At 65.0% G+C, this 22,646-nt stretch carries 20 protein-coding genes and 1 pseudogene; 20 read left to right on the top strand and 1 reads right to left on the bottom strand.

The genetic code is table 11. The features are described 5' to 3' along the window. The first annotated feature begins 1 nt into the window (after window position 1). The 14 genes from IVB13_RS20010 to IVB13_RS20075 all read left to right on the top strand — a co-directional run bounded on the left by IVB13_RS20010 (window position 2) and on the right by IVB13_RS20075 (window position 15,673). Window positions 2–1,078, top strand: coding sequence for an aldose epimerase family protein (locus tag IVB13_RS20010; protein ID WP_247394442.1), 1,077 nt, complete (start codon window positions 2–4; stop codon window positions 1,076–1,078). After that, on the top strand, window positions 1,078–1,956 hold the full coding sequence (locus IVB13_RS20015) for an SMP-30/gluconolactonase/LRE family protein (RefSeq protein ID WP_018458624.1): 879 nt from the start codon (window positions 1,078–1,080) through the stop codon (window positions 1,954–1,956). Before IVB13_RS20010 ends, IVB13_RS20015 begins: the two co-directional genes overlap by 1 nt. A gap of 69 nt (window positions 1,957–2,025) precedes the next feature. After that, on the top strand, window positions 2,026–3,099 hold the full coding sequence (gene chvE / locus IVB13_RS20020) for a multiple monosaccharide ABC transporter substrate-binding protein (protein WP_007593237.1): 1,074 nt from the start codon (window positions 2,026–2,028) through the stop codon (window positions 3,097–3,099). Window positions 3,100–3,284: 185 nt separating this feature from the next. Beyond that, the gene (gene mmsA, locus IVB13_RS20025) at window positions 3,285–4,862 is read left to right on the top strand and encodes a multiple monosaccharide ABC transporter ATP-binding protein (protein ID WP_247393849.1); all 1,578 of its coding nucleotides are present in this window, start codon (window positions 3,285–3,287) and stop codon (window positions 4,860–4,862) included. After that, window positions 4,859–6,049: a multiple monosaccharide ABC transporter permease gene (gene mmsB, locus IVB13_RS20030; RefSeq protein ID WP_007608442.1), complete on the top strand. Its 1,191-nt coding sequence runs from the start codon at window positions 4,859–4,861 to the stop codon at window positions 6,047–6,049. The genes mmsA and mmsB overlap by 4 nt, the downstream gene beginning before the upstream one ends. Window positions 6,050–6,119: 70 nt before the next feature. Beyond that, window positions 6,120–6,779, top strand: coding sequence for an HAD family hydrolase (locus tag IVB13_RS20035; protein WP_247404428.1), 660 nt, complete (start codon window positions 6,120–6,122; stop codon window positions 6,777–6,779). A gap of 8 nt (window positions 6,780–6,787) precedes the next feature. Next, window positions 6,788–7,738: a sugar-binding domain-containing protein gene (locus tag IVB13_RS20040; RefSeq protein WP_204510750.1), complete on the top strand. Its 951-nt coding sequence runs from the start codon at window positions 6,788–6,790 to the stop codon at window positions 7,736–7,738. 373 nt (window positions 7,739–8,111) lie between these two features. Next, entirely contained in the window at window positions 8,112–9,422 is a 1,311-nt protein-coding gene (locus IVB13_RS20045; protein ID WP_026233623.1) for a sugar ABC transporter substrate-binding protein, read from the top strand. Window positions 9,423–9,512: 90 nt separating this feature from the next. Continuing rightward, entirely contained in the window at window positions 9,513–10,385 is an 873-nt protein-coding gene (locus IVB13_RS20050; protein WP_085385945.1) for a sugar ABC transporter permease, read from the top strand. A gap of 3 nt (window positions 10,386–10,388) precedes the next feature. Continuing rightward, window positions 10,389–11,219: a carbohydrate ABC transporter permease gene (locus IVB13_RS20055; RefSeq protein WP_247490133.1), complete on the top strand. Its 831-nt coding sequence runs from the start codon at window positions 10,389–10,391 to the stop codon at window positions 11,217–11,219. A gap of 16 nt (window positions 11,220–11,235) precedes the next feature. Then, window positions 11,236–12,243 carry an ABC transporter ATP-binding protein gene (locus tag IVB13_RS20060; RefSeq protein WP_204510752.1) on the top strand — a complete coding sequence of 336 codons (1,008 nt, stop codon included), beginning with the start codon at window positions 11,236–11,238 and terminating at the stop codon, window positions 12,241–12,243. 30 nt (window positions 12,244–12,273) lie between these two features. Continuing rightward, window positions 12,274–13,047, top strand: a complete 774-nt coding sequence (locus tag IVB13_RS20065; RefSeq protein WP_018458634.1) for an SDR family oxidoreductase — start codon at window positions 12,274–12,276, stop codon at window positions 13,045–13,047. A 38-nt stretch (window positions 13,048–13,085) separates the two neighbouring features. Further along, window positions 13,086–14,732, top strand: coding sequence for an FGGY-family carbohydrate kinase (locus IVB13_RS20070; protein WP_204510753.1), 1,647 nt, complete (start codon window positions 13,086–13,088; stop codon window positions 14,730–14,732). 5 nt (window positions 14,733–14,737) lie between these two features. After that, entirely contained in the window at window positions 14,738–15,673 is a 936-nt protein-coding gene (locus IVB13_RS20075) for a carbohydrate kinase (RefSeq protein ID WP_204510754.1), read from the top strand. Between the two features lie 7 nt (window positions 15,674–15,680). On the opposite strand, the pseudogene IVB13_RS40475 reads toward IVB13_RS20075, so the two are convergent. Continuing rightward, a pseudogene (locus IVB13_RS40475) lies at window positions 15,681–16,567 on the bottom strand (LysR substrate-binding domain-containing protein). Between the two features lie 121 nt (window positions 16,568–16,688). Here IVB13_RS40475 and IVB13_RS20090 point away from each other — a divergent pair. From IVB13_RS20090 to IVB13_RS20115, 6 genes are all read left to right on the top strand, one after another. Next, window positions 16,689–18,110, top strand: coding sequence for an amidase (locus IVB13_RS20090; RefSeq protein WP_026233627.1), 1,422 nt, complete (start codon window positions 16,689–16,691; stop codon window positions 18,108–18,110). A 99-nt stretch (window positions 18,111–18,209) separates the two neighbouring features. Further along, entirely contained in the window at window positions 18,210–19,160 is a 951-nt protein-coding gene (locus IVB13_RS20095; protein ID WP_026233628.1) for an ABC transporter permease, read from the top strand. Beyond that, entirely contained in the window at window positions 19,157–20,050 is an 894-nt protein-coding gene (locus tag IVB13_RS20100) for an ABC transporter permease (RefSeq protein ID WP_018458640.1), read from the top strand. The genes IVB13_RS20095 and IVB13_RS20100 overlap by 4 nt, the downstream gene beginning before the upstream one ends. A 2-nt stretch (window positions 20,051–20,052) precedes the next feature. Further along, entirely contained in the window at window positions 20,053–21,066 is a 1,014-nt protein-coding gene (locus IVB13_RS20105; RefSeq protein ID WP_026233629.1) for an ABC transporter ATP-binding protein, read from the top strand. Then, entirely contained in the window at window positions 21,063–22,067 is a 1,005-nt protein-coding gene (locus tag IVB13_RS20110; protein ID WP_247370827.1) for an oligopeptide/dipeptide ABC transporter ATP-binding protein, read from the top strand. The genes IVB13_RS20105 and IVB13_RS20110 overlap by 4 nt, the downstream gene beginning before the upstream one ends. Before the next feature lie 55 nt (window positions 22,068–22,122). Next, on the top strand, window positions 22,123–22,646 hold a 524-nt coding region (locus tag IVB13_RS20115; RefSeq protein ID WP_247490136.1), incomplete at its 3' end, for an ABC transporter substrate-binding protein.

Here is a 22,646-nt window from a genome sequence, read left to right on the forward strand (position 1 = left end):
CATGGCTGGATCGAAAACAGAAAGAGACGTGTTCGGAACGCTGCCGCACGGCCGCAAGGTGGACCGCATCGTGCTGCGCGGCGAGGGCGGGTTCGAGGCGCGCATCATCACCCATGGTGCAGTCTTGCAGGCCTTGATCGCGCCGGACGGCAAGGGCGGCCACGACGACGTCGTGCTCGGCCATGATGGGTTTGCCGGCTATCTCGCCGAACGAAAGTTCTTCGGCGCCACCGTCGGCCGCTACGCCAATCGCATCGCCAACGGACAATTTTCGCTGGACGGCGAGACGGTGCAGCTTCCCGTCAACAACGGTCCGAATGCGCTGCATGGCGGCCTCGACGGCTTCGACCGCAAGCTCTGGGACATTGCGGAGGTCGACGATGGCGCCGAGCCCGCGGTCACGCTGACCTACACGAGCTCGCATGGCGAGGAAAACTATCCCGGTCGGCTCGATGTGCGCCTGACCTATCGTGTTACCGGCCCGGCTGAGCTATCCCTGATCATGGAGGCGCGGACCGACCGGCCGACCATCGTCAACCTGACCAACCACAGCTTCTTCAATCTGGAGGGCGCGACATCAGGCACGCCCATTCTCGATCACAAGCTGACGGTCGCGGCCGGGCATTTCCTCGCGATCGACCCCACGGCCATTCCGTTGCCGGAGCCGCCGCGCAGCGTTGCCGGCACGCCGTTCGATTTCCGGGAGCCTCGGCCGATCGGCGAGCGCATCCGCGAGAGCGACCAGCAATTGCGCAACGGCAGGGGCTACGACCATACCTACTGTCTCGCGCGCGACGGTAAGCTCAGTCTCGCGGCGCGACTGGAGGCGCCGCGCTCGGGGCGCATCATGGAGCTGTTCACCGATCAGCCCGGTCTGCAGGTCTATTCGGGCAATTATCTCGACGGCACGATTTCGGGCAAGGGCGGCAAGCTCTACCGGCAGTCGGACGCGATGTGCCTGGAGCCGCATATCTGGCCGGACGCACCGAACCGGCCGGATTTCCCGAGCCCGCGCCTAGCGCCCGGCGAGGTCTATCGCCATCATACGGTCTATCGCTTTGCGGTGAGGACGTCCTGATGGAACAGGTGCCGACCTCGGTTCTTTCGGACGATCCTTGCCATCTCGGCGAGGGGCCGACCTATGACGTGACCACGGACACCGCCTGGTGGTTCGATATCCGGGAGGGGCGACTGTTCGAGGCGCAGCTCGGCAGCGGCAGCATTCGCGTTCATGCGCTGGGCCGGATGGCGAGCGCGCTTGGGCGGATCGATGCCGAAAGGCAGTTGATCGTCGCGGAAGACGGCCTCTATATCCGCAAAATTGCCGACGGCGCGATGAGGCTGCTCTGTCCGCTTGAAGCCGACAATCCCGCGACCCGCTCCAACGATGCCCGCGTGCATCCCTCCGGCACGTTCTGGATCGGCACTATGGGTCGGAAGGCGGAAGCAGGGGCAGGCGCGATCTACGCGTTCCATCACGGCGAGATATCGATGCTGTTTCCGCGCATCAGCATTCCCAACTCGATCTGCTTCTCGCCCGATGGCGCCACGGGCTACTTCGCCGACACGGCGCGCGCGGTGCTCTACGCGGTGCCGCTCAATCCCGTCACCGGCCTGCCGCGCGGCGAGCCGGAGGTGCTGCTGCGCCACACCGGCGTTGGCGGCCTCGACGGTTCGGTGTGCGATGCCGACGGGCAGATTTGGAACGCGTGCTGGGGCGCGAGCCGCATCGACGTCTACTCTCCGCAAGGCGAACGCCTGCGTTCGCTGAGCGTGCCGGCAAAGCAGGCGAGCTGCCCCGCTTTTGTCGGTCCTGGTCTGTCGCGTCTCCTCGTCACCTCGGCCTGGCAGGACATGGATGCGGCGGCGCGTGCCGCCGATCCGCAAGCCGGCTACACCTTCCTGTTGGAGGCCACCGCGCGCGGTCGCGCGGAGCCTGACGTCAAGCTCGCATAGGAGGCTAGAAGCCGCACACCAAATTTCTCGACGACAGAAAAAACAGTCTGACATCCAAGGGAGTGAAACATGTTGAAACTGAAGACGACCTTCCTCGCGCTGGCGCTGGCCGGCGCTGCGACGATGGCCGCGGGCGTCACCGCCTCGGCCCAGGACAAAGCAACAGTCGGCATCGCCATGCCGACCAAATCGTCGGCGCGCTGGATCGACGATGGCAACAATATGGTGAAGGTGCTGAAGGAGCGCGGCTACAACACCGACCTGCAATATGCCGAGGACGACATTCCGAACCAGCTCTCGCAGGTCGAGAACATGGTGACCAAAGGCGCGAAAGCGCTGGTGATCGCCGCGATCGACGGCACCACGCTCTCCGACGTGCTCAAGCAGGCGAAAGCAAAAGGCATCACCGTGATCGCCTATGACCGCCTGATCCGCGGCACGCCGAACGTCGACTATTACGCCACGTTCGACAATTTCCAGGTTGGCGTGCTCCAGGCCGAATCGATCGTGCAGGGCCTCGGTCTTAAGGACGGCAAGGGCCCGTTCAACATCGAGCTGTTCGGCGGCTCGCCCGACGACAACAACGCTTACTTCTTCTACAACGGCGCGATGAGCGTGCTGAAGCCGTACATCGACAGCGGCAAGCTCGTCGTCGTCTCCGGTCAGATGGGCATGGATAAAGTCGCGACGTTGCGCTGGGACGGCGCCACCGCGCAGGCCCGCATGGACAATCTGCTCAGTGCCTACTACGGCAACAAGAAGGTCAACGCGGTGCTGTCGCCGTATGACGGCCTGTCGATCGGCATCATCTCCTCACTGAAGGGCGTCGGTTATGGCAGCGCCGGCCAGCCGATGCCTATCATCTCGGGCCAGGATGCCGAGGTGCCCTCGATCAAGGCGATGCTGCGCGGCGACCAGTATTCGACCATCTTCAAGGACACCCGCGATCTCGCCAAGGTGACCGCCGACATGGTCGACGCTGCGCTTGCCGGCAAGCAGGTCACCGTGAACGACACCAAGACCTACGAGAACGGCGCCAAGACCGTGCCGTCCTATCTGCTCAAGCCGGTCGTGGTCTACAAGGACAATTGGGAGAAGGTCCTGGTCGACAGCGGCTACTACAAGAAGTCGCAGTTCCAGTAGGCTTCTTTTCTTTTCCCTCTCCCCGCTTGCGGGGAGAGGGTTAGGGTGAGGGGAAGCCTCCGCGAGGAAGGAAGCAGTGCGTCTCGCGGAGACTCCCCCTCACCGGATCGCATCGAACGATGCGATCCGACCTCTCGCCGCGAGCGGGGAGAGGTGATCTAACACTGATTGAGGGACGTGAAATCATGACCGCAATGCTGGAGATGCGTAACGTCAGCAAGAGCTTTTCCGGTGTGCAGGCGCTGCGTGATGTCAACTTCTCGGTTGAAGCCGGGCAGATCCACGCCCTCGTCGGCGAGAACGGTGCCGGCAAGTCCACGCTGATGAAGGTCCTCAGCGGCGTCTACCCGGCCGGCAGCTACGAGGGCACCATCATCTTCGATGGCGAGGAGCGCCGCTTCCGCGACATCAACGATTCCGAGGCGCTCGGCATCATCATCATCCATCAGGAGCTGGCGCTGATCCCGCTGATGTCGATTGCCGAAAACATCTTCCTGTCGCATCCGCCGTCCAAGCTCGGTGTGATCGATCGCGACGAGGTCTATCGGCGTACCCGGGAACTCCTGGCTCAGGTCGGCCTCAAGGAATCGCCGGACACGCTGATCACCGATCTCGGCGTCGGCAAGCAGCAGCTGGTCGAGATCGCCAAGGCGCTGTCCAAGCGGGTGCGGATGCTGATCCTGGACGAGCCGACCGCCAGCCTCAACGAGGCCGACAGTGCCGCGCTGCTCGAACGTCTCATGGCCTTCCGCGAGCAGGGCATCGGCTCGATCCTGATCTCGCACAAGCTCAACGAGGTCGCCCGCGTTGCCGATCACATCACCGTCCTGCGCGACGGCCGCACCGTCGACGGCATCGACTGCCGCGCCGAGCCGATCCAGGAGGACCGCATCATCCGCAGCATGGTCAACCGCGATCTCGCCCATCGCTTTCCGGAGCGCAGCGCAAAGATCGGCGAGCCCGTTCTCACCGTCGAGAGCTGGTCGGTCTACCATCCCATCCATCCCGAGCGGCAGGTGATCAAGAACGTCGATTTCAGCGTGAAGCGCGGCGAGGTCGTCGGCATTGCCGGATTGATGGGCGCCGGCCGCACCGAATTCGCCATGAGCCTGTTTGGCCGGTCGTGGGGCACCACGATCAGCGGTCGCATCCGGCTCGAGGGCCATGAGATCGTGCTGCCAAACGTGGCGGCCGCGATCGACGCCGGCCTTGCCTATGTCACGGAGGACCGCAAGCAGCTGGGACTGATCCTCGCCGACGACGTCCGCAAGAACATCACGCTCGCAAGCCTCGACCAGGTCGCTCCTCGCCGCGTCATCGACGACATCGCCGAGCTGAAGGTCGCCAGCGACTACCGCAACCGGATGCGCATCCGCTGCTCCGACGTTTATCAGGAGACCAGCCAGCTCTCCGGCGGCAACCAGCAAAAGGTCGTGCTGTCGAAATGGCTGATGACCGACCCCAAGGTCTTGATCCTGGACGAGCCGACCCGGGGCATCGACGTCGGTGCCAAATACGAGATCTACTGTATCATCAACGAGCTTGCAGAGGCCGGCCGCGGCGTGGTGGTGATCTCATCGGAGATGCCCGAGCTGCTCGGCATCTGCGACCGCATCTGCGTCATGAACGACGGTGCCTTCGTCGGCGAGTTCCCCGGCGCCGAAGCGACACAGGAAAAGATCATGCGCGCCATCATGCGCAACGACACAAATTATGGAAGCCGCGCCCTGGCGGGTGCAGAGATGGGAGGATCGCAGCCATGACCGACAAGACGGTTTCGCTGCCCGAGGAGGGTCGGCACGGCAGCTTCATCAAGAACAATCTGCGCAATTACGGCATGCTGATGTCGCTGATCGCGATCATGCTGTTCTTTCAGGTCATGACTGGCGGCACGCTGCTGCAGCCGCTCAACCTGACCAATCTGGTGCTCCAGAACAGCTACATCGTTATCATGGCGCTCGGCATGCTGCTCGTCATCGTCACCGGCCATATCGACCTCTCGGTCGGCTCGGTCGCGGGCTTCGTCGGCGCGGTCGCTGCCGTGCTCATGGTGACCTACAAGGTCGACTACACGCTCGCCTTTATCGCCTGCCTGCTGCTGGGCGCGGCAATCGGCGCCGCGCAGGGCTATTGGGTGGCCTATTTCAAGATACCGTCCTTCATCGTGACGCTGGCCGGCATGCTGGTGTTCAAGGGCCTCGCGCTTGCGGTATTGCAAGGCCAGTCACTAGGACCGTTCCCGGCCACCTTCCAGAAGCTGTCCTCCGGCTTCATTCCGGAGATGCTGCCCGAGGCCGGCACGCTGCATCCGACGTCGATGCTGGTCGGTGCGGTGCTCGCGCTCGGCCTCGTCTACGCCAGCGCCAAGGGGCGCTCGCGCGAGCAGCTGCACGGCATCGAGGTCGAGCCTTACGCGTTCTTCCTCGGCAAGAGCATTCTCCTGGCTTGCGCTGTGCTCTATTTCACCTATCTGATCGCCTCGCATCGCGGTCTGCCGAACGTGCTGGTCATCATGACCGCGCTGATCGCGCTGTACGGTTTCGTCACCCGCCGCACCGTCATCGGTCGGCAGGTCTACGCGGTTGGCGGCAATGCGAAAGCGGCAAGCCTGTCGGGCATCAAGACGGAACGGTTGACCTTCCTCACCTTCGTCAACATGGGCGTGCTCGCTGCGCTCGCCGGCCTCGTCTTCGCCGCGCGCCTCAACACAGCAACGCCGAAGGCGGGCCTCGGCTTCGAGCTCGACGTCATCGCGGCCTGCTTCATCGGCGGCGCCTCGGCCTATGGCGGTGTCGGCCGCGTCGGTGGCGCCGTGGTCGGCGCCATGATCATGGGCGTGATGAACAACGGCATGTCCATCCTCGGCATCGGCATCGACTATCAGCAGGTCATCAAGGGCCTGGTCCTGCTCGGGGCGGTGTGCATCGACGTTTATAATCAGCGGAGATGAGGCTGCCGCCGACTACGATCGGCTTCAGTGAGCTATTGCTCAACAGGTGAGCATATGATCGAATGGCCGAATGGATCCTGGTCAGTTCGATCTCATTATCTTCGATTGCGACGGTGTGCTCGTCGACAGCGAGCTGTTGAGCTGTCAATGCCTGTCGGACGAGCTGTCCGAATCCGGGATATCGCTGACACTTGCACAAGCGCTGGAGCTGTTCCTTGGACGAAGCACGAGCGCAATTACTCAGCATTATCGCGAGCTCGGCCACGCAATGCCGGTCGATTTTCCGTCCCGGCTGAAGTCGCGCGTGTTGATGGCGTTCGAAAAGGCGCTTCATCCGGTTTCTGATGTCGATATGATCTTGTCGGGCCTGCGGGCACCATTCTGCGTGGCTTCCTCCAGCGACATCGACCGTGTCGCGCTCTCCCTTGACGTCACCGGCCTGCGGGCGCATTTCGGCGACCGGATCTACACCGCGCAGATGGTCAGGCACGGCAAGCCGGCGCCCGATCTCTTTCTGTACGCGGCCGAGCAGATGGGCGCGCAACCTGCGCGCACGCTGGTGATCGAGGATAGTCCGAGCGGCGTGCAGGCGGGCAAGGCGGCCGGCATGACGGTCTGGGGATTTGCCGGCGGCAGCCATTATCGCGGACGCGACGGGCAGGCTATACTGTCGGGTGCGGGGGCCGACCGGGTCTTCGCGCGCATGATCGATTTCTGGAAGGACGCCTGACGCCTGCCATGGCCGCCGAGAACGAAAAGTCCAGGCTCGACGACGCTGCGCGTGCCGGCTGGCTCTATTTCATTGCCGGTCACACCCAGGACGAGATCGCGAAGATGCTCCAGGTGTCGCGCGCGTCGGCGCAGCGGCTGGTGTCGCTATGTCTCGCCGAGCGGCTCATCACCTTCCGGCTCGAACATCCCATCGCCGCGTGCATGGAGCTGGCGGCGCGGTTGAAGGAACGTTTCGACCTTGCCCATTGCGAGGTGGTGCCGGCTGATCCCGCCGCGCCGCAGGCCACAGCGGGCATTGCCGAACGCTGCGCCAACCTGCTCGATTCCACCCTGCGTTCGGAAACGCCCGTCATCGTCGCGCTCGGGACGGGACGCGCCGTGCGCGCCGCGGTCGAGCGCGTCACGCCGATCGACCGGCCCAATCACCAGATCGTCTCGCTCGTCGGCAACATCTCCGCCGACGGTTCTGCGAGCTTCTACGATACCGTCGGCCGGCTCGCCGATCGCACCGGCGCACGGCATTACCCGATGCCGCTACCGTTCCTGATGTCGTCCGAGGACGAGCGCAACAAGATGGTCCGGATCGAGCCGATCGCGAAGGTGAAGGCGGTCGCGGAGAAGGCGGATTTGCGCCTCGTCGGCATCGGCCAGATGGACCAGAAGGCGCAGGTCCATGTCGACGGCTTCGTCACCCGCGACGAATTGTTCGAGATGATGCGGCAAGGGGCGATCGGCGAGATCACGGGCTGGGCCTATGATTCCAAGGGCCGCCTGCTGAAGGCCGGCACCAACAAACGGTTGACCAGCATTCCGCCGGAGGTCCCGGCGAAGACCACGACGATCGGCGCCGCCGTCGGCGCAGCCAAGGTGCCGGCGATCGCGGCGGCGCTGAATGGGCGGCTGATCAACGGTCTGATTACGGACGAGGCGACCGCAAGGGCGATTCTGGAGCGCTGAGGCGGTTCGTCGTTTCCCGCGCGGGGCGCGAGGCAGGGATTTCGCCACCCACGCCGCTGTCGTCGTCCGCGACCCGGCTACGCCAAGGCTTCGCCGGGGTTGAGGTCTGGGGGCGCCGAAGGTTTAGCGAAGGCGGCAGGCGGACGATCCAGGACGCCGCAGCGCCGCTTGAGGCAAACCGACAGACGGCACGGAGTACTGGATGCCCCTTCGCGGGGCATGACGGGGAGGGCGACGCACGAGCTCCCCCGCATCGCAGCACTCATAAGTTGCCGAAACGTCCGCGCGCCTGCTTGACAACGGCCCGCCCTCAGCCGAACATACGCCCAACGCGTGGGCATATGCTCAAAAGCGCGAGCTTAGGGAGGTCACCGTGAAACACGTCCTCGGCGCCGTCTGTGGCGCGTCTGTCCTGCTGGCTGTCCCCGCGATGGCCGAAACGACCCTGACGATTGCCACCGTGAACAACGGCGACATGATCCGCATGCAGGGGCTGACGGGTGAATTCACCAAGAAGAACCCCGATATCAGCGTCAAATGGGTGACGCTGGAAGAGAACGTGCTGCGCCAGCGCGTCACCACCGACATCGCCACCAAGGGCGGCCAGTTCGACGTCCTCACCATCGGCACCTACGAGGTGCCGATCTGGGCCAAGAAGGGTTGGCTGGTGCCGCTCGCCAATCTCGGCGCCGACTACGACGTCGCCGACCTCCTGCCCAAGATCAAGGATGCGGTCTCGGTCGACGGCAAGCTCTACGCCGCGCCATTCTACGGCGAGAGCTCGATGGTGATGTACCGCACCGACCTGTTCGACAAGGCCGGCCTCAAGATGCCGGAAAGCCCCACCTGGGATTTCGTCGTCGACGCCGCCAAGAAGCTCACCGACAAGAGCGCCGGCGTCTACGGCATCTGCCTGCGCGGCAAGGCCGGCTGGGGCGAGAACATGGCGTTCCTCTCCGCCATGGCCAATTCCTACGGCGCGCGCTGGTTCGACGAGAAGTGGCAGCCGCAGTTCAACACGCCGGAATGGAAGGCGACGCTCACGACCTATGTCGACCTGATGAAGCAGGCCGGCCCTCCCGGTGCGAGCTCGAACGGCTTCAACGAGAACCTCGCGCTGTTCAATGCCGGCAAGTGCGCAATGTGGATCGATGCCACCGTCGCGGCGTCGTTCGTCACCAACCCGAAGGACTCCAAGGTCGCCGACAAGGTCGGCTTCGCGCTGGCGCCCAACACCGGGCTCGGCAAGAACGCCAACTGGCTGTGGGCCTGGAGCCTCGCAATTCCCGCCGGCTCGAAGAAGGCCGAAGCCGCCGAGAAGTTCATCGCCTGGGCCACCAGCAAGGATTACACCAAGGTCGTGGCTGCGAAGGAGGGCTGGGCGAACGTGCCGCCGGGCACCCGAACCTCGCTCTACCAAAACCCTGATTATCTGAAGGTCGCCCCGTTCGCCAAGCTGACGCTGGCCTCGATCGATGCCGCCGATCCGAACAAGCCGACGGTGAAGCCGGTGCCCTACGTCGGCGTGCAATATGCGGCCATCCCCGAATTCCAGGGCATCGGTACGCAGGTGGGCCAGCAATTCTCGGCCGCGCTTGCGGGATCGATGACGGTCGATGCCGCGCTCACCGCGGCGCAATCTTCAACCGAGCGCGAGATGAAGCGCGCGGGTTACATCAAGTGAGCTCGAGCTCTCCCTCCTGAGCTCAGACTTGCGGCCATCCACCGCTCCAGGTGGATGGCCGCCTTCTTCCCGCAAGCGGAGAAGCCAAGAATGGCAACCCGGCAGACGCAGCTTCTCGCACGGACGCTCCTGACGCCGGCCGTCGGGCTGCTGTTCATCTGGATGATCGTCCCGCTCGCGTTGACGATCTATTTCTCGACGCTGCATTACAGCTTACTCGATCCCGGCTCGGAAGCGTTCGTCGGGCTGGAAAACTTCCGCTACTTCCTCACCGACCCCGCGTTCCTCGCCTCGCTCCAGAACACGCTGGTGCTGGTCGGCTCGGTGCTGGCGCTGACCGTCCTGCTCGGAGTTCCGCTGGCGCTATTGCTCGACCAGCCGGTGATCGGCCTCAACATCGTGCGGTTGATGGTGATCGCGCCGTTCTTCGTGATGCCGACGGTGAGCGCGCTGGTCTGGAAGAACCTGCTGATGCATCCTGTGTCCGGGCTGTTTGCCTGGATCGCCTCGCTGTTCGGGTTGACGCCGATTGACTGGTTTACCGACGCGCCGCTGCTCGCCGTGATCCTGATCGTGTCCTGGCAATGGCTGCCGTTCGCGACCCTGATTTTGCTCACCGCGATGCAGTCGCTCGACGAGGAGCAGAAGGAAGCCGCTGAAATGGACGGTGCCAGCGCGGTCTCGACCTTCATCTACATCACGCTGCCGCACCTCGCGCGCCCCGTCACGGTGGTGATCCTGATCGAGACGATCTTCCTGCTCACCGTCTTTGCCGAGATCTACGTCACCACGGGCGGCGGCCCGGGACTCTCGACCACCAACATCGCCTTCCTGATCTATTCGCAGGCACTGATCCAGTACGATGTCGGTACTGCCTCGGCAGGCGGCCTCGTCGCTGTCGTGATCGCCAACGTTGTTGCCTTTTTCCTCGTCCGTATCGTCGGTCGCAACCTGGAGGCATAAGACATGGCGCGTACGGCGACGAGGCAGCGGGTGGTGGTCTCGACCATCGGGGCGTGGTTCTTCGGCTTCCTGATCTTCTTCCCGATCCTCTGGATGGTATTGGCGAGCTTCAAGACCGAGCTCGAGGCTTTCGCGATCCCGCCGTCCTTCCTGTTCTTCCACTGGACCGCGGAAAACTACGCGACGGTGCAGGAGCGCAGCGATTATGTCCTCCACGCGATGAACTCGATCATCATCGCCGGCGGCTCGACCTTGATCGCGCTTTTGATCGCGATCCCCGCGGCCTGGTCGATGGCGTTCTCGCCGACCAAGCGCACCAAGGACATCCTGCTCTGGATGCTCTCGACCAAGATGATGCCGCCGGTCGGCGTGCTGCTGCCGATCTACCTGATCTACAAGTCATTCGGCCTGCTCGATTCCCGCATCGGCCTCGTCTTCATCCTGTGTCTCGGAAACTTGCCGATCGTGATCTGGATGCTGTTCACATATTTCAAGGAGATTCCGCGCGACATCCTGGAAGCCGCGCGCATGGACGGCGCCACCATCGGCCGCGAGCTGATCTACGTGCTGACGCCGATGGCGATCCCGGGGCTCGCATCGACCATGCTGCTGAACCTGATCTTGGCCTGGAACGAGGCGTTCTGGACGCTCAATCTGTCGACCTCGAACGCTGCGCCGCTCACCACGTTCATCGCGTCCTATTCGAGCCCGGAAGGGCTGTTCTGGGCAAAGCTGTCGGCGGCTTCCACGTTGGCGATCGCGCCCATTCTCGTCCTCGGTTGGTTCAGCCAGAAGCAGCTCGTGCGCGGGCTCACCTTTGGCGCGGTAAAGTAGGAAGGGCTGCCGGATCATGGGTCAGATCACACTTCAGGACGTGCAGAAATCCTTCGGCCCCGTGCACATCATCAAGGGCGCGGACCTGGAGATCGCCGATGGGTCGTTCGTGGTGTTCGTGGGGCCGTCGGGCTGCGGCAAGACCACGCTCTTGCGGCTGATCGCGGGGCTCGAGGACGTCTCCGGCGGCAAGATCCTGATCGACGGCAAGAACGTGGTCGACACGCCGCCGGCCAAGCGCGGGCTCTCGATGGTGTTCCAGTCCTATGCGCTCTATCCGCATATGAGCGTGCGCGGCAACATCGGCTTCGGCCTGAAGATGGCGGGGCTGGCCAAGGACGAGATCAACCGTAAGGTCGAGGCCGCCGCCGCAACGCTGAACCTCACGCCCTATCTCGATCGCAAGCCGCGCGAGCTCTCCGGCGGCCAGCGCCAGCGCGTCGCGATCGGGCGTGCCATCGTCCGCGAGCCCAAGGCGTTTTTGTTCGACGAGCCGCTCTCCAACCTCGACGCGGCGCTGCGCGTGCAGATGCGGATCGAGGTGACGCGGCTCCAGAAGCAGCTCGGCACCACCGCGATCTATGTCACCCACGACCAGGTCGAGGCCATGACCATGGCCGACAAGATCGTGGTGCTCAACGGCGGCAAGATCGAGCAATACGGCTCGCCGCTGGAGCTCTACGAGAAGCCGGCCAACCTCTTCGTCGCCGGCTTCATCGGCTCGCCCAAGATGAACTTCGTGACCGGCGAGCACGCCTTGCAGAAGGGCGCAGCAACGATCGGCGTACGGCCTGAGCATCTCAAGATCGAGCGCGACGGTGCCGGCGGCTGGCAGGGAACGATCGCGGTGGCCGAGCACCTCGGCAGCGACACCTTCCTTTATGTCGATGCCGGTCAGCTCGGCATGCTGACGGCGCGCTACATCGGTGAGTTGAGCCTGCACGCCGGCGACCATGTATCGCTGCTGCCGGAGCCCGCGCGCATCCATCGCTTCGACGCAAGCGGCAGCGCCATCCGGGGCTGACAAGAAACGGCAAGAATCGGAAAAAGCAACATGTACCTGGAAAAATTCAAGCTGAACGGCAAGACCGCTTTCATCACCGGCGGCGGGCAAGGCATCGGCTTCGCCTGCGCCGAAGCGCTGGCTGAAGCCGGCGCCAGGGTCGTCATCGGCGATCGCGACAGTAAGGTCGCCGACAGTGCAAAAGCCAGCCTGAAGGCGAAGGGGTATGACGCCGAGACGGCGATCATGGACGTCACCGATACCAAGCGCGTGGCGGAAGTGGCCAACGACGTCGTTGCCCGGCACGGCAAGGTGGACATCCTCGTCAACAACGCCGGCATCGCCCGCAGCGAGACGCCGGCGGAGACCGTGACCGACGAGCACTGGCTCAATGTGATCGACGTCAATCTCAACGGCACCTTCTGGTGCTGCCGCGAGTTCGGCAAGCACATGCTCAAGGCGAAGAGCGGCGCCATCGTCAATGTCGGCTCGATGTCCGGCTTCATCGTCAACAAGCCGCAGGAGCAGTGCTTCTACAATGCGTCCAAGGCCGGCGTGCACCATCTGACGAAATCGCTCGCCGCCGAATGGGGCGCGCGCGGCATCCGCGTCAACGCGGTGGCGCCGACCTATATCGAGACGCCGCTCAACGCCTTCGTGAAGAGCAATCCGAGAATGTACGACGCCTGGATCGGTGGAACCCCGATGGCGCGGATGGGGCAGGTCGAGGAGATCGCCTCCGTGGTGCTCTTTCTCTCGTCCGAGGCCGCGAGCCTGATGACCGGCAGCATCGTGCTGGTGGATGGCGGCTACACTTGCTGGTAGGCTTGCGTCAAAACTGACGAGAGCTTCCGGGGGCGACAATGCCGCGAGCGTATATCGGCGTCGATGTAGGGACCACAAGCACGCGGGCAGGGGTGTTCGACGAGGCGGGCACCTTGCTGGCTATCGCACGGCATCCGATCAGGATATGGCCCGAGGCCGGTGACATCGTCGAACAGTCGTCCCAGGATATCTGGGACGCTTGCACGGCGTCGGTGCGGGCCGCGATGGCGGAAGCTGCAATCGCGCCCGACAGCGTCGGCGGTATCGGTTTCGACGCCACCTGCTCCCTCGTGGTGCTCGACCGGCAAGGCGAGCCGCTCACCATCAGCGCCTCCGGCGACCGGCAGCGCAACGTCATCGTCTGGATGGATCACCGCGCCACGGCCGAGGCGCGGCTGATCAATGAAACCGGTGATGCCGTGCTGCGCTATGTCGGCGGCTCGATCTCGCCCGAGATGGAGATGCCGAAACTGCTGTGGCTGAAGCGGCACATGCGCACGAGCTTCGACGCCGCAGGGCACTTCTTCGATCTGGCGGATTACCTGACCTGGCGCGCCACCGGCTCGTTGCAACGCTCGACCTGCACGGTCACTTGCAAATGGAACTACCTCGCGCATGACGGCGGTGGCTGGAGCGCGCCATTCTTCAAGCGCATCGGCCTGTCGGACTTCGTCAACGAGAAATACGCCCGCATCGGCACCGAGATCGTCGCGCCTGGCACGCGACTCGGCGCCGGTCTAACCGGTACGGCAGCTGCCGATCTCGGCTTGTCACCGGGCACGCCGGTCGGAGCGTCCCTGATTGATGCCCATGCCGGCGGCATCGGCGCCATCGGCGGCCGCGATGAATCGGAGGGCGCGACAGATGTCTGCGACCGCCTCGCCTACATCATGGGAACGTCGGCCTGCATCATGGCGACGACGAAAGAACCGTGCTTCGTACCGGGCGTGTGGGGTCCTTACTATTCGGGCATGGTACCAAATTTCTGGCTCAACGAGGGCGGGCAGTCGGCTGCGGGCGCTGCGATCGACCATCTTCTCAAGTCGCATCCCGGCCACGCCGAGGCGAGCGTGGCGGCGCGCAGCGAGGGCCTCGACCTCATCGAGTTTCTCGAGCGCCGCATCATCGCGCGCGCAGGCGGCGCCAGCCGCGCCGTGCTGCTGGCCCGCAACGTCCATGTGCTTCCTGAGTTCATCGGCAACCGCTCGCCCTATGCCGACCCTGACACGCGCGCGGTGATCGCGGGCCTCGATCTCGACACCGACATCGCCTCGATGGAACGGCTGTTCGTCGCCGGTCTGTGCGGGCTCGCCTATGGGCTTGCCGAGGTGATCGAGGCCTTTGCCGCGCATGGCGTCCATTCCAGCATCATGATCATGGGCGGCGGCGCCAGCCGCAGTCCGCTGGTGCGGCAGATCATGGCGGATACGACTGGCCTCACCGTGGCGCTGCCGCAGACCAGGGAGCCCGTGCTGCTCGGCGCCGCGATGCTCGGCGCAGTCGCCGGCGGCGCCTATGCCTCGATCGGCGAAACCATGGCCAAGATGTCGGCGCTGGGAGGGAAGAGCGAGCCCACTACGCCCGACATTGCCGCCTTTCACGCCCGCAAGCGCGAGGTCTACAAGTTGCTGCGCGAGGTCGATCGCGGCAGCCGCGCGGCGATGCGTGGGATGGCCGGAGGTTGAAACGGATGTTGATTTCCTGCGGCGACGCGCTGATCGATTTTGTCCCGACGCGAAATACCGACAGGCGCGAAGCGGTGATGCCGGCGGTCGGCGGCTCCTGCCTCAACGTCGCAATCGGCATGGCGCGGCTCGGCGCGCCGACCGGCTTTGTCGGCGGGATCTCGACGGACATGTTCGGGCGCATGATCACCGACCACGCCGCTGCATCCAATGTCGAGCTCGGTCTCGCCACCCGCAGCGATCAGCAGACCACGCTCGCCTTTGTTCGTATCATCGCGCGAGAGTCGCATTATGCCTTCTACGACGCCGAGACCGCGACGCGGAATTGGACCTACCGGCGCGGCTCTATTCCCTTCGATACGGTCGAAGTTCTCCATGTCGGCTCGACCACGCTGGTCAATGACCAGGGCGCGAGCGAGACCATGGCCCTGATCGCGGACGCACGAGCGTCCTCGACAATCTCCTTTGATCCGAACTGCCGGCCCAACCTCGTGAAGGACAAGCCGGCTTATCTCGCCCGCATGGCCGAGTTTGCCGGCTGTGCCGATCTCATCAAGATGTCAGACGTCGATTTTACCTATCTGTTCGCCGGCGAGCCGTATCACCAGCGTGCGAGCACGCTGCTTGCACGCGGCGCGAGCCTCGTCGTCATCACCCGTGGCGACAACGGTGCGATCGCGTGGCATGCGGGGGCAGGGCAGATCGAGGTCGCCGCCCCCAAGGTCGTGGTCGCCGACACCATCGGCGCGGGTGACAGTTTTCAGGCGGCGTTGTTGTTCGCCCTGCACAAGCAGGGACGCCTCGCCCGACAGCAACTGAAGGATATCGGCGCGGACGAGCTTCGCGGTGCACTATCCTTTGCTGCCAATTGCGCCGGTCTCACCTGCACCCGTCCCGGTGCCGATCCGCCGTGGAGTCACGAGATTATCTGGAGCTTGTAGCGTCGCGTCACAGCGGTGCCAGTACCTTCTCGGCGCATTTGAGGAAGGTCCGGATCAGCGGGCTGTGAGAATCCCGCCGCCAGCAGACCGCGATGTCGATGGAATCGGTCGCATCCCGCAACGGCCGGAACACGATGCCGCGCGGCGCCCCGAGCTGGGCGCAGGCGGGCAGGATGGCGAGGCCTTCACCGGCGAGAACCAGGCTCATCGCCGAATGCACTGTCTCTACCCGGCTCGCAATCGGCATCACGATCTGATGCCGCCGCAGCAGGGCCGCGACCGCGGAGGAGGAGGGGTCCCGCTCCGGCGGAGGCAACGCGATCAGCGGACGGCCTTGTAGTCGTGTCATTGACACCGCGCTCAGGCGCGCAAGCGGCGAACGGTTTCGCACCGCCAGCACGAACGGCTGCGCGCCGATTCGGGCCACCTGGATCTCGGGATGGTGGATCGCCGGCATGCACAGCGGACTGTGACGCTGCGGTCGAGCAGACGCGGCTCGCGCGTCGTGGCACTGAGCTCGGCGAAATCGAGATCGACGCCGGGAACGGATCGCCGCAACTCGGGGATGAGACGCGGCAGCATCGCGTTCGCCAGTACGAACATGTAGCCGACGGACAGCCGACCACGGCTGCCGGCCGCGACCGCGCGCGCGGCCTCGATGCCGTCGGCCGCCAGCGCCAGCGCCTCGCCGGCGCGCGCCAGCAGCGCCTGGCCCGCTTCGGTCAAATCCATGCCGCGCGTGCCGCGGCGGAACAGCGGCGCGCCGACCTCGGCCTCGAGCTTGCGGATTTGGACCGAGAGCGGCGGCTGCGCCATCCGCAGCCGCTCGGCCGCCTTGCCGACGCTGCGCGCCTCGGCGACGGCAACGAAATAGCGGAGCCGGCGAAGATCCATTGGCATACCGAAATCGTATGGGTTGGTGCTCAAAATCGTATTGGACGGCGAGTTAACAAAACTGTCATCCTGGCTGTCAATGCTATCGGCCAACGGCGGCCCGCTTCGGAGCGATGTGACGATGAACGGCGATCCTTGCCTGCTATCCGCAACCGTGCTGCGCGGTCTCATCGCGACAAAGCAGATCTCGCCCGTCGAGCTCACCCGCGCGGTGCTCGCCCGCGCCGAAGCGCTCCAGCCCGAGCTGAACTGCTTCATCACGATCTGCGGCGACGAGGCGCTTGCCGCCGCGCGCGAAGCCGAGCGCAAGCTGATGGCGGGCGAGCCGCTCGGCCTGCTGCACGGCATCCCCGCAACCGTCAAGGACATCGTCAACACCAGGGGTGTCACGACCAGTTTCGGCGCCATTCCCTACAAGGATAATGTTCCGAACGAGGATGCCGTCGCGGTTGCAAGGCTGCGTGCGGAAGGCGCCATTCTGATCGGCAAGACCACGACGCCCGAATTCGGCAGCAAATGCCTGACCGACTCGCCGCTGTTCGGCCGCACCCGCAATGCGTGGAGCGCCGAGCGCTCGTCGGGCGGCTCCAGTGGCGGCGCGGCGGTGGCGGTGGCGAGCGGCATCGCGCCGCTTGCGATCGCAACCGATGGCGGCGGCTCGACGCGGATTCCCGCCGCTTGCAACGGCGTGGTCGGGCTGAAGCAGAGCAATGGCGTCATCCCGCATAGCCAGGCGCTGGACGTGTTCGGCAACCAGACCTATGTCACGCCGATGACGCGGTCCGTCCCCGACACCGCGCTGATGATGCAGGCGATGGCCGGCGAGGATTCTTGCGATCCCTGGTCGATCGGCGTTCCCGTGCCCGACTTCATCGGCACGGCCGCCCCGCGTGGCGATCTGCGTGGGCAGAAAATCCTGTATTGCCTGTCGCCACCCGGACGCCCGGTATCTGTCGACGTCGAGGCCGGCTTCAAGGCGAGCCTCGATCGACTCGCGGGCCTAGGTGCCGAGCTCGAGGAGTTTTCGGGCGAGGGGTTCGACATCGAGCCGATCTGGCGCGCCATCAATCACACGGTCTGGCGGACGCGCTTTGCAAAATTCGCGGCCGAGCATGGGGACGCGCTGAGCGAGGCCTTCCTCAGGCAGCTTGCGCTCGCCACCGACTTCAGTGGCGTTGCCTATCAGGAGGCGATGTTCGCGCGCACGGCGCTGTTCCGCCGGGTGCAGTCCCTGCTTGCGCATGGGCATCTGCTGGCGATGCCGACCCTCACCCGCACCGCCCTGCCGATCGATCAGGACCTGTTCGGCACCATCGAGATCGACGGCAAGCAGTTTGACAGCGTCCGGCCGCACTGGTTCCCCTGGACCATGCCGTTCAACATGACCGGACACCCCGCGCTCAGTCTGCCCTGCGGCTTCGGCCGCGACGGCCTGCCGATCGGCTTGCAACTCGTCGGCCGCTTCCGCGCTGATGCGGACTTGCTGCGCGTGAGCGCGCTGTTCGAGGCGTCGCATGACCTCCTGTCCCGCTGGCCCGGCTGAGGTGAGGCACATGCCGCAAGGGACTTGTTTGCAAAGCACTTGCCTCCGATGCTCGGACATGTTGATCGTGCTGCGGATGAGCCCTGAATCCGAGCGCGCATGAGCGTATTTGTCCTCCGACGTGTGCTGACCCTGCTGGCGACGCTGGTCGGCGCGTCCGTGATCATTTTCCTGGTGCTGGATGCGCTTCCGGGCAACGCCGCGCAGATGCTGATGGGCGCCGACGCCTCGCCAGATGCGGTCCGCGCGCTCACCGTCAAGCTCGGGCTCGACCAGCCGCTGGCGGTTCGCTATCTGCATTGGATCAAAGGGCTGCTCGTCGGCGATCTCGGCAACTCCTATGTCTACGGCACACCGGTCGCCAGCCTGATCGTGGAGCGGCTGGTGTTGACCATTCCGCTCGCGATGATGTCCATGCTGATCACGGTGACGCTGGCGCTCTCGGCCGGCATCTACACCGCCGCCAACCACAACAAGCTCGGCGACGTCGGCGTGATGTCGCTGACGCAGATCGGCATCGCGCTGCCGAATTTCTGGTTCGCAATCCTGCTGGTGCTACTGTTCTCGGTACGGCTGCAATGGCTCTCCGCGGGCGGCTTTCCCGGTTGGGAGGACGGCGTCTGGCTCGGCATCAAGTCGCTGCTGCTGCCGGCGGTGTCGCTTGCGGTCGTGCAGGCCGCGATCCTCGCACGCGTCACGCGCTCGGCTGTGCTGGAAGTGCTGCGCGAAGACTTCGTCCGCACGGCGCGCGCGAAGGGCCTCGGCAAGCGCGAGGTACTGTGGAGTCATGTGCTGCGCAACGCCATGATCCCTGTGATGACGGTCATGGGCCTGCAATTCGCCAATCTGCTCGCCGGCACCATCGTGATCGAGAACGTGTTCTATCTGCCGGGGCTCGGCCGCCTGATCTTTCAGTCGATCGCCAACCGCGACCTCATCGTGGTGCGCAACTGCGTGATGCTGCTCGCGACCATGGTGGTCATCGTCAATTTCGTGGTCGACGTGCTCTATGCCTTCGTCGATCCCCGCATCAAGGTCCACGATCTGTGAGCGCGCCGTTGACCACCCTCGTCGACGCGCCGGCCGTAGCGCGCCCTCTGCCGGCCCGGACCTTCTGGCGCCGCGCGCTGCGTCATCGCAGCTTCGTGCTCGGCGGCGCGCTGAGCCTGCTGGTTCTCGCCTCGGCGCTGCTGTCGCTGGTGTGGACGCCCTGGTCGCCCTATGAGATCGACATCGCGTCAAAGCTCCGGCCGCCCTCGGCCGCGCACTGGCTCGGCACCGACGTCTTCGGCCGCGACATCGTTTCGCTGCTGCTCGCCGGCGCCCGCTCCACCATCATGGTCGGCATCATCGCGGTCAGCATCGGCCTCACCTTCGGCGTCTGTCTCGGCCTCATCGCGTCGGCCAGGCGCGGCTGGACCGAAGAGATCATCATGCGCTTCTCCGATTTCACCTTCGCCTTTCCGGCCGTGCTCTCGGCGATCATGCTCGCCGCGGTCGTCGGGCCCGGCATGGTGACCTCGATCGTCGCCATCGGCATCTTCCAGATCCCGACGCTGATCCGGCTGACGCGCGGCTCGGCCAACGCGATCTGGGCGCGCGAATTCGTGCTGGCCGCGCGCGCCGCGGGGAAAGGGCGCTTTCGCATCACCATCGAGCACGTGCTGCCCAACATCATGTCGATTCTGATCGTACAGGCGACGATCCAGTTTGCGCTCGCGATCCTTGCCGAAGCCGCCTTGTCGTATCTCGGTCTCGGCACGCAGCCGCCGCAGCCGTCCTGGGGACGGATGCTGAACGACGCGCAGTCGCTGCTGTTCCAGTCGCCGATGCTCGCCGTCTACCCGGGTGCTGCGATTGCAATCGCGGTGCTCGGCCTCAATCTGCTCGGCGACGGACTGCGCGATCTGCTCGACCCTCGACTGGCGCGGGAGCGATGATGATGAGCGAGCGCTCGTCCATGCCGTTGATCGAGGTTGTCAATCTCGGCGTGCGCCTCAACACCAGCCGCGGGCCGGCGCAGGCCGTGCGCGGCGTCAGCTTTGCGCTGAAGCGCGGCGAGACGCTCGGGCTCGTCGGCGAATCCGGCTGCGGCAAGTCGGTCACCGCGTTGTCGCTGATGGGGCTGCTGCCGGATAGCGCGTCCGTCACCGGCAGCATCAAGCTGGATGGCGGCGAACTCGCTGGTTTGTCGGACGCGGAATATTGTCGGCTGCGCGGCAATCGCATCAGCATGATCTTCCAGGAGCCGATGACCGCGCTCAATCCGATGCACACGATCGGCAACCAGGTCGCCGAGCCGCTGCGGCGTCACAGGAAATTTTCGGCATCGCAGGCGCGGCGAGAGGCGATCGCCTTGCTCGACCGCGTCGGGTTGCCTGATCCGGCCAGGCGCGTCGACGCTTATCCGCACCAGTTTTCCGGCGGCCAGCGTCAGCGCGTCACGATCGCGATGGCGCTCGCCTGCGAGCCCGACCTTCTGATCGCGGACGAGCCGACCACGGCGCTCGACGTCACCATCCAGGGCCAGATCCTCGACCTCATCGCCGATCTCGTCGAGGAGCGCGGCATGTCGATGATCCTGATCTCGCACGATCTCGGCGTCATCGCCGAGAACGTGCAGCGCATGATGGTGATGTACGGCGGCACGATCATCGAGAGCGGACCGACCGACGAGGTGTTCCGCCGGATGGGCCATCCCTACACGCAGGGCCTGTTCCGCGCCCGACCGAAACTCGGCGCACGCAAGGGGACGCGGCTGACGACGATATCGGGCACGGTGCCGGAGCTCGCCGATCTGCCTTCCGGTTGCACCTTCGCCGATCGGTGTCCGCTCGTGATCGAGCAGTGCCGGGCTGCGCTTCCAGCAATGGTGGACGTCGGACCGGGCCATTTCGTGCGCTGCATCCGGACGGACGTGTCGATGGCCGAACGCGTCGGAGCGCTGACCGTATGAGCACGGCGCCTCTTCTCGACGTGAAGGATATCGAGCAGCGCTACACGTTGCCGCGCGAAAGCGTGTTCCGCCCGCCCGGGCAGGTGCGCGCGCTCAACGGTGTCAGCGTGCGGGTCGACGCCGGCAAGAGCCTCGGCATCGTCGGCGAATCCGGCTCCGGCAAGTCGACATTCGCGCGGGTGGTGATGGCGCTGGAGCGGCCGACATCGGGGCAGGTCGCGCTGCTCGGCCGCGACCTCAACCGCATCTCCGCGGACGAGTTGCGCCGCGCCCGCCGCGATTTCCAGATGGTGTTCCAGGATCCCTACGGATCGCTCGACCCGCGCCAGACCATCGCGCGCATCGTCGCCGAACCGCTCACCGTGCTGGAGGGGATTGATCGCACGACGCTACGTGCCCGCGTCTCCGCAGTGCTACGGCAGGTGGGTCTGCGCGATGCCGACATGGAGAAATATCCACACGAGTTCTCCGGCGGCCAGCGCCAGCGCATCGCCATTGCGCGCGCGCTGATCACCCAGCCGAAGCTGATCGTCGCCGACGAGCCGGTCTCCGCGCTCGACGTCTCCGTGCAGGCGCAAGTCTTGAACCTGATGCAGGACCTCCAGGAGCAGTTCGGCCTCAGTTACGTCCTGATCAGTCACGACCTCGCCGTCGTCGACTATCTCTGCGACGAGGTCGCGGTGATGTATCTCGGCCGGATCGTCGAACAGGGCAGGCCTGAGGATTTGTTCGAGCGTTGCGCCCATCCCTATACGCGAGCGCTGCTGGAGGCCGTGCCGCGGGTGCGCGCCGGCGGAGGCCGGCGGCGGCGCGGAGCCCAGGCGATCGCCTCGCAATCGGCGGCCGCGACCGGCTGCCCCTATGTCTCGCGGTGCGCGCTAGCCGACCAGCATTGCCGCGAGGTTCTGCCTGAGCTACGCAAGGTGGGCGAGACGCATCTGGCCGCTTGCCACAAGGCGGAAGCCGTGATGGCGTTGCCGCAATTGCCCGTGGAAGGTTAGCGTCCGCGGCAGGATTGGCGTAGGCTTGAGACAAGACAAGGCCGGGGAGTTACGCATGTTCAGGAAACTATCGATCGTCGCATTCGCCGCCGCACTTGCCGCTGCTCCGTTGCCGGTGCTGGCTCAGAGCAAGAAGGACAGCGTCGTCATGGCGATGGCGCTGGAACCGCCGGGGCTCGATCCCACCAACGCCGCCGCCGCCGCGATCGCCGAGGTCACGCTCTACAACATCTATGAGACCCTGACCAAGATCAACGAGGACGGCACCACCTCGCCCCTGCTGGCGGAGAGCTGGACTGCAGCGCCCGATCTGAAGACCTATACGTTCAAGCTGCGCAAGGGCGTCAAGTTCCACAACGGCGAGCCGTTTGACTCCGCAGCCGTGAAGTTCTCGTTCGAGCGCAACGCGGTCCCCACCAGCACCAACAAGGACAAGAGCCTGTTCCAGAGCTTCGAGAAGGTCGATGCGCCCGACGCCGACACGGTCGTGATCAGCCTGAAAAATTCCGAGCCGAACCTGCCGTTCCTGCTGGGGCAGGCGAGCGGCTCGATCGTCGAGCCGAAGAGCGCTGCCACCAA

It is taken from the genome of Bradyrhizobium sp. 17 (genome assembly GCF_023073515.1).
Lineage (GTDB): Bacteria > Pseudomonadota > Alphaproteobacteria > Rhizobiales > Xanthobacteraceae > Bradyrhizobium > Bradyrhizobium canariense_D.

What these genes read in the sequence shown, in the direction of transcription:
- IVB13_RS20010 (WP_247394442.1), top strand. Translation starts at nt 2, where the DNA reads ATGGCTGGATCGAAAACAGAAAGAGACGTGTTCGGAACGCTGCCGCAC.
- IVB13_RS20015 (WP_018458624.1), top strand. Translation starts at nt 1,078, where the DNA reads ATGGAACAGGTGCCGACCTCGGTTCTTTCGGACGATCCTTGCCATCTC.
- chvE (WP_007593237.1), top strand. Translation starts at nt 2,026, where the DNA reads ATGTTGAAACTGAAGACGACCTTCCTCGCGCTGGCGCTGGCCGGCGCT.
- mmsA (WP_247393849.1), top strand. Translation starts at nt 3,285, where the DNA reads ATGACCGCAATGCTGGAGATGCGTAACGTCAGCAAGAGCTTTTCCGGT.
- mmsB (WP_007608442.1), top strand. Translation starts at nt 4,859, where the DNA reads ATGACCGACAAGACGGTTTCGCTGCCCGAGGAGGGTCGGCACGGCAGC.
- IVB13_RS20035 (WP_247404428.1), top strand. Translation starts at nt 6,120, where the DNA reads ATGGATCCTGGTCAGTTCGATCTCATTATCTTCGATTGCGACGGTGTG.
- IVB13_RS20040 (WP_204510750.1), top strand. Translation starts at nt 6,788, where the DNA reads ATGGCCGCCGAGAACGAAAAGTCCAGGCTCGACGACGCTGCGCGTGCC.
- IVB13_RS20050 (WP_085385945.1), top strand. Translation starts at nt 9,513, where the DNA reads ATGGCAACCCGGCAGACGCAGCTTCTCGCACGGACGCTCCTGACGCCG.
- IVB13_RS20055 (WP_247490133.1), top strand. Translation starts at nt 10,389, where the DNA reads ATGGCGCGTACGGCGACGAGGCAGCGGGTGGTGGTCTCGACCATCGGG.
- IVB13_RS20060 (WP_204510752.1), top strand. Translation starts at nt 11,236, where the DNA reads ATGGGTCAGATCACACTTCAGGACGTGCAGAAATCCTTCGGCCCCGTG.
- IVB13_RS20065 (WP_018458634.1), top strand. Translation starts at nt 12,274, where the DNA reads ATGTACCTGGAAAAATTCAAGCTGAACGGCAAGACCGCTTTCATCACC.
- IVB13_RS20070 (WP_204510753.1), top strand. Translation starts at nt 13,086, where the DNA reads ATGCCGCGAGCGTATATCGGCGTCGATGTAGGGACCACAAGCACGCGG.
- IVB13_RS20075 (WP_204510754.1), top strand. Translation starts at nt 14,738, where the DNA reads ATGTTGATTTCCTGCGGCGACGCGCTGATCGATTTTGTCCCGACGCGA.
- IVB13_RS20090 (WP_026233627.1), top strand. Translation starts at nt 16,689, where the DNA reads ATGAACGGCGATCCTTGCCTGCTATCCGCAACCGTGCTGCGCGGTCTC.
- IVB13_RS20095 (WP_026233628.1), top strand. Translation starts at nt 18,210, where the DNA reads ATGAGCGTATTTGTCCTCCGACGTGTGCTGACCCTGCTGGCGACGCTG.
- IVB13_RS20105 (WP_026233629.1), top strand. Translation starts at nt 20,053, where the DNA reads ATGAGCGAGCGCTCGTCCATGCCGTTGATCGAGGTTGTCAATCTCGGC.
- IVB13_RS20110 (WP_247370827.1), top strand. Translation starts at nt 21,063, where the DNA reads ATGAGCACGGCGCCTCTTCTCGACGTGAAGGATATCGAGCAGCGCTAC.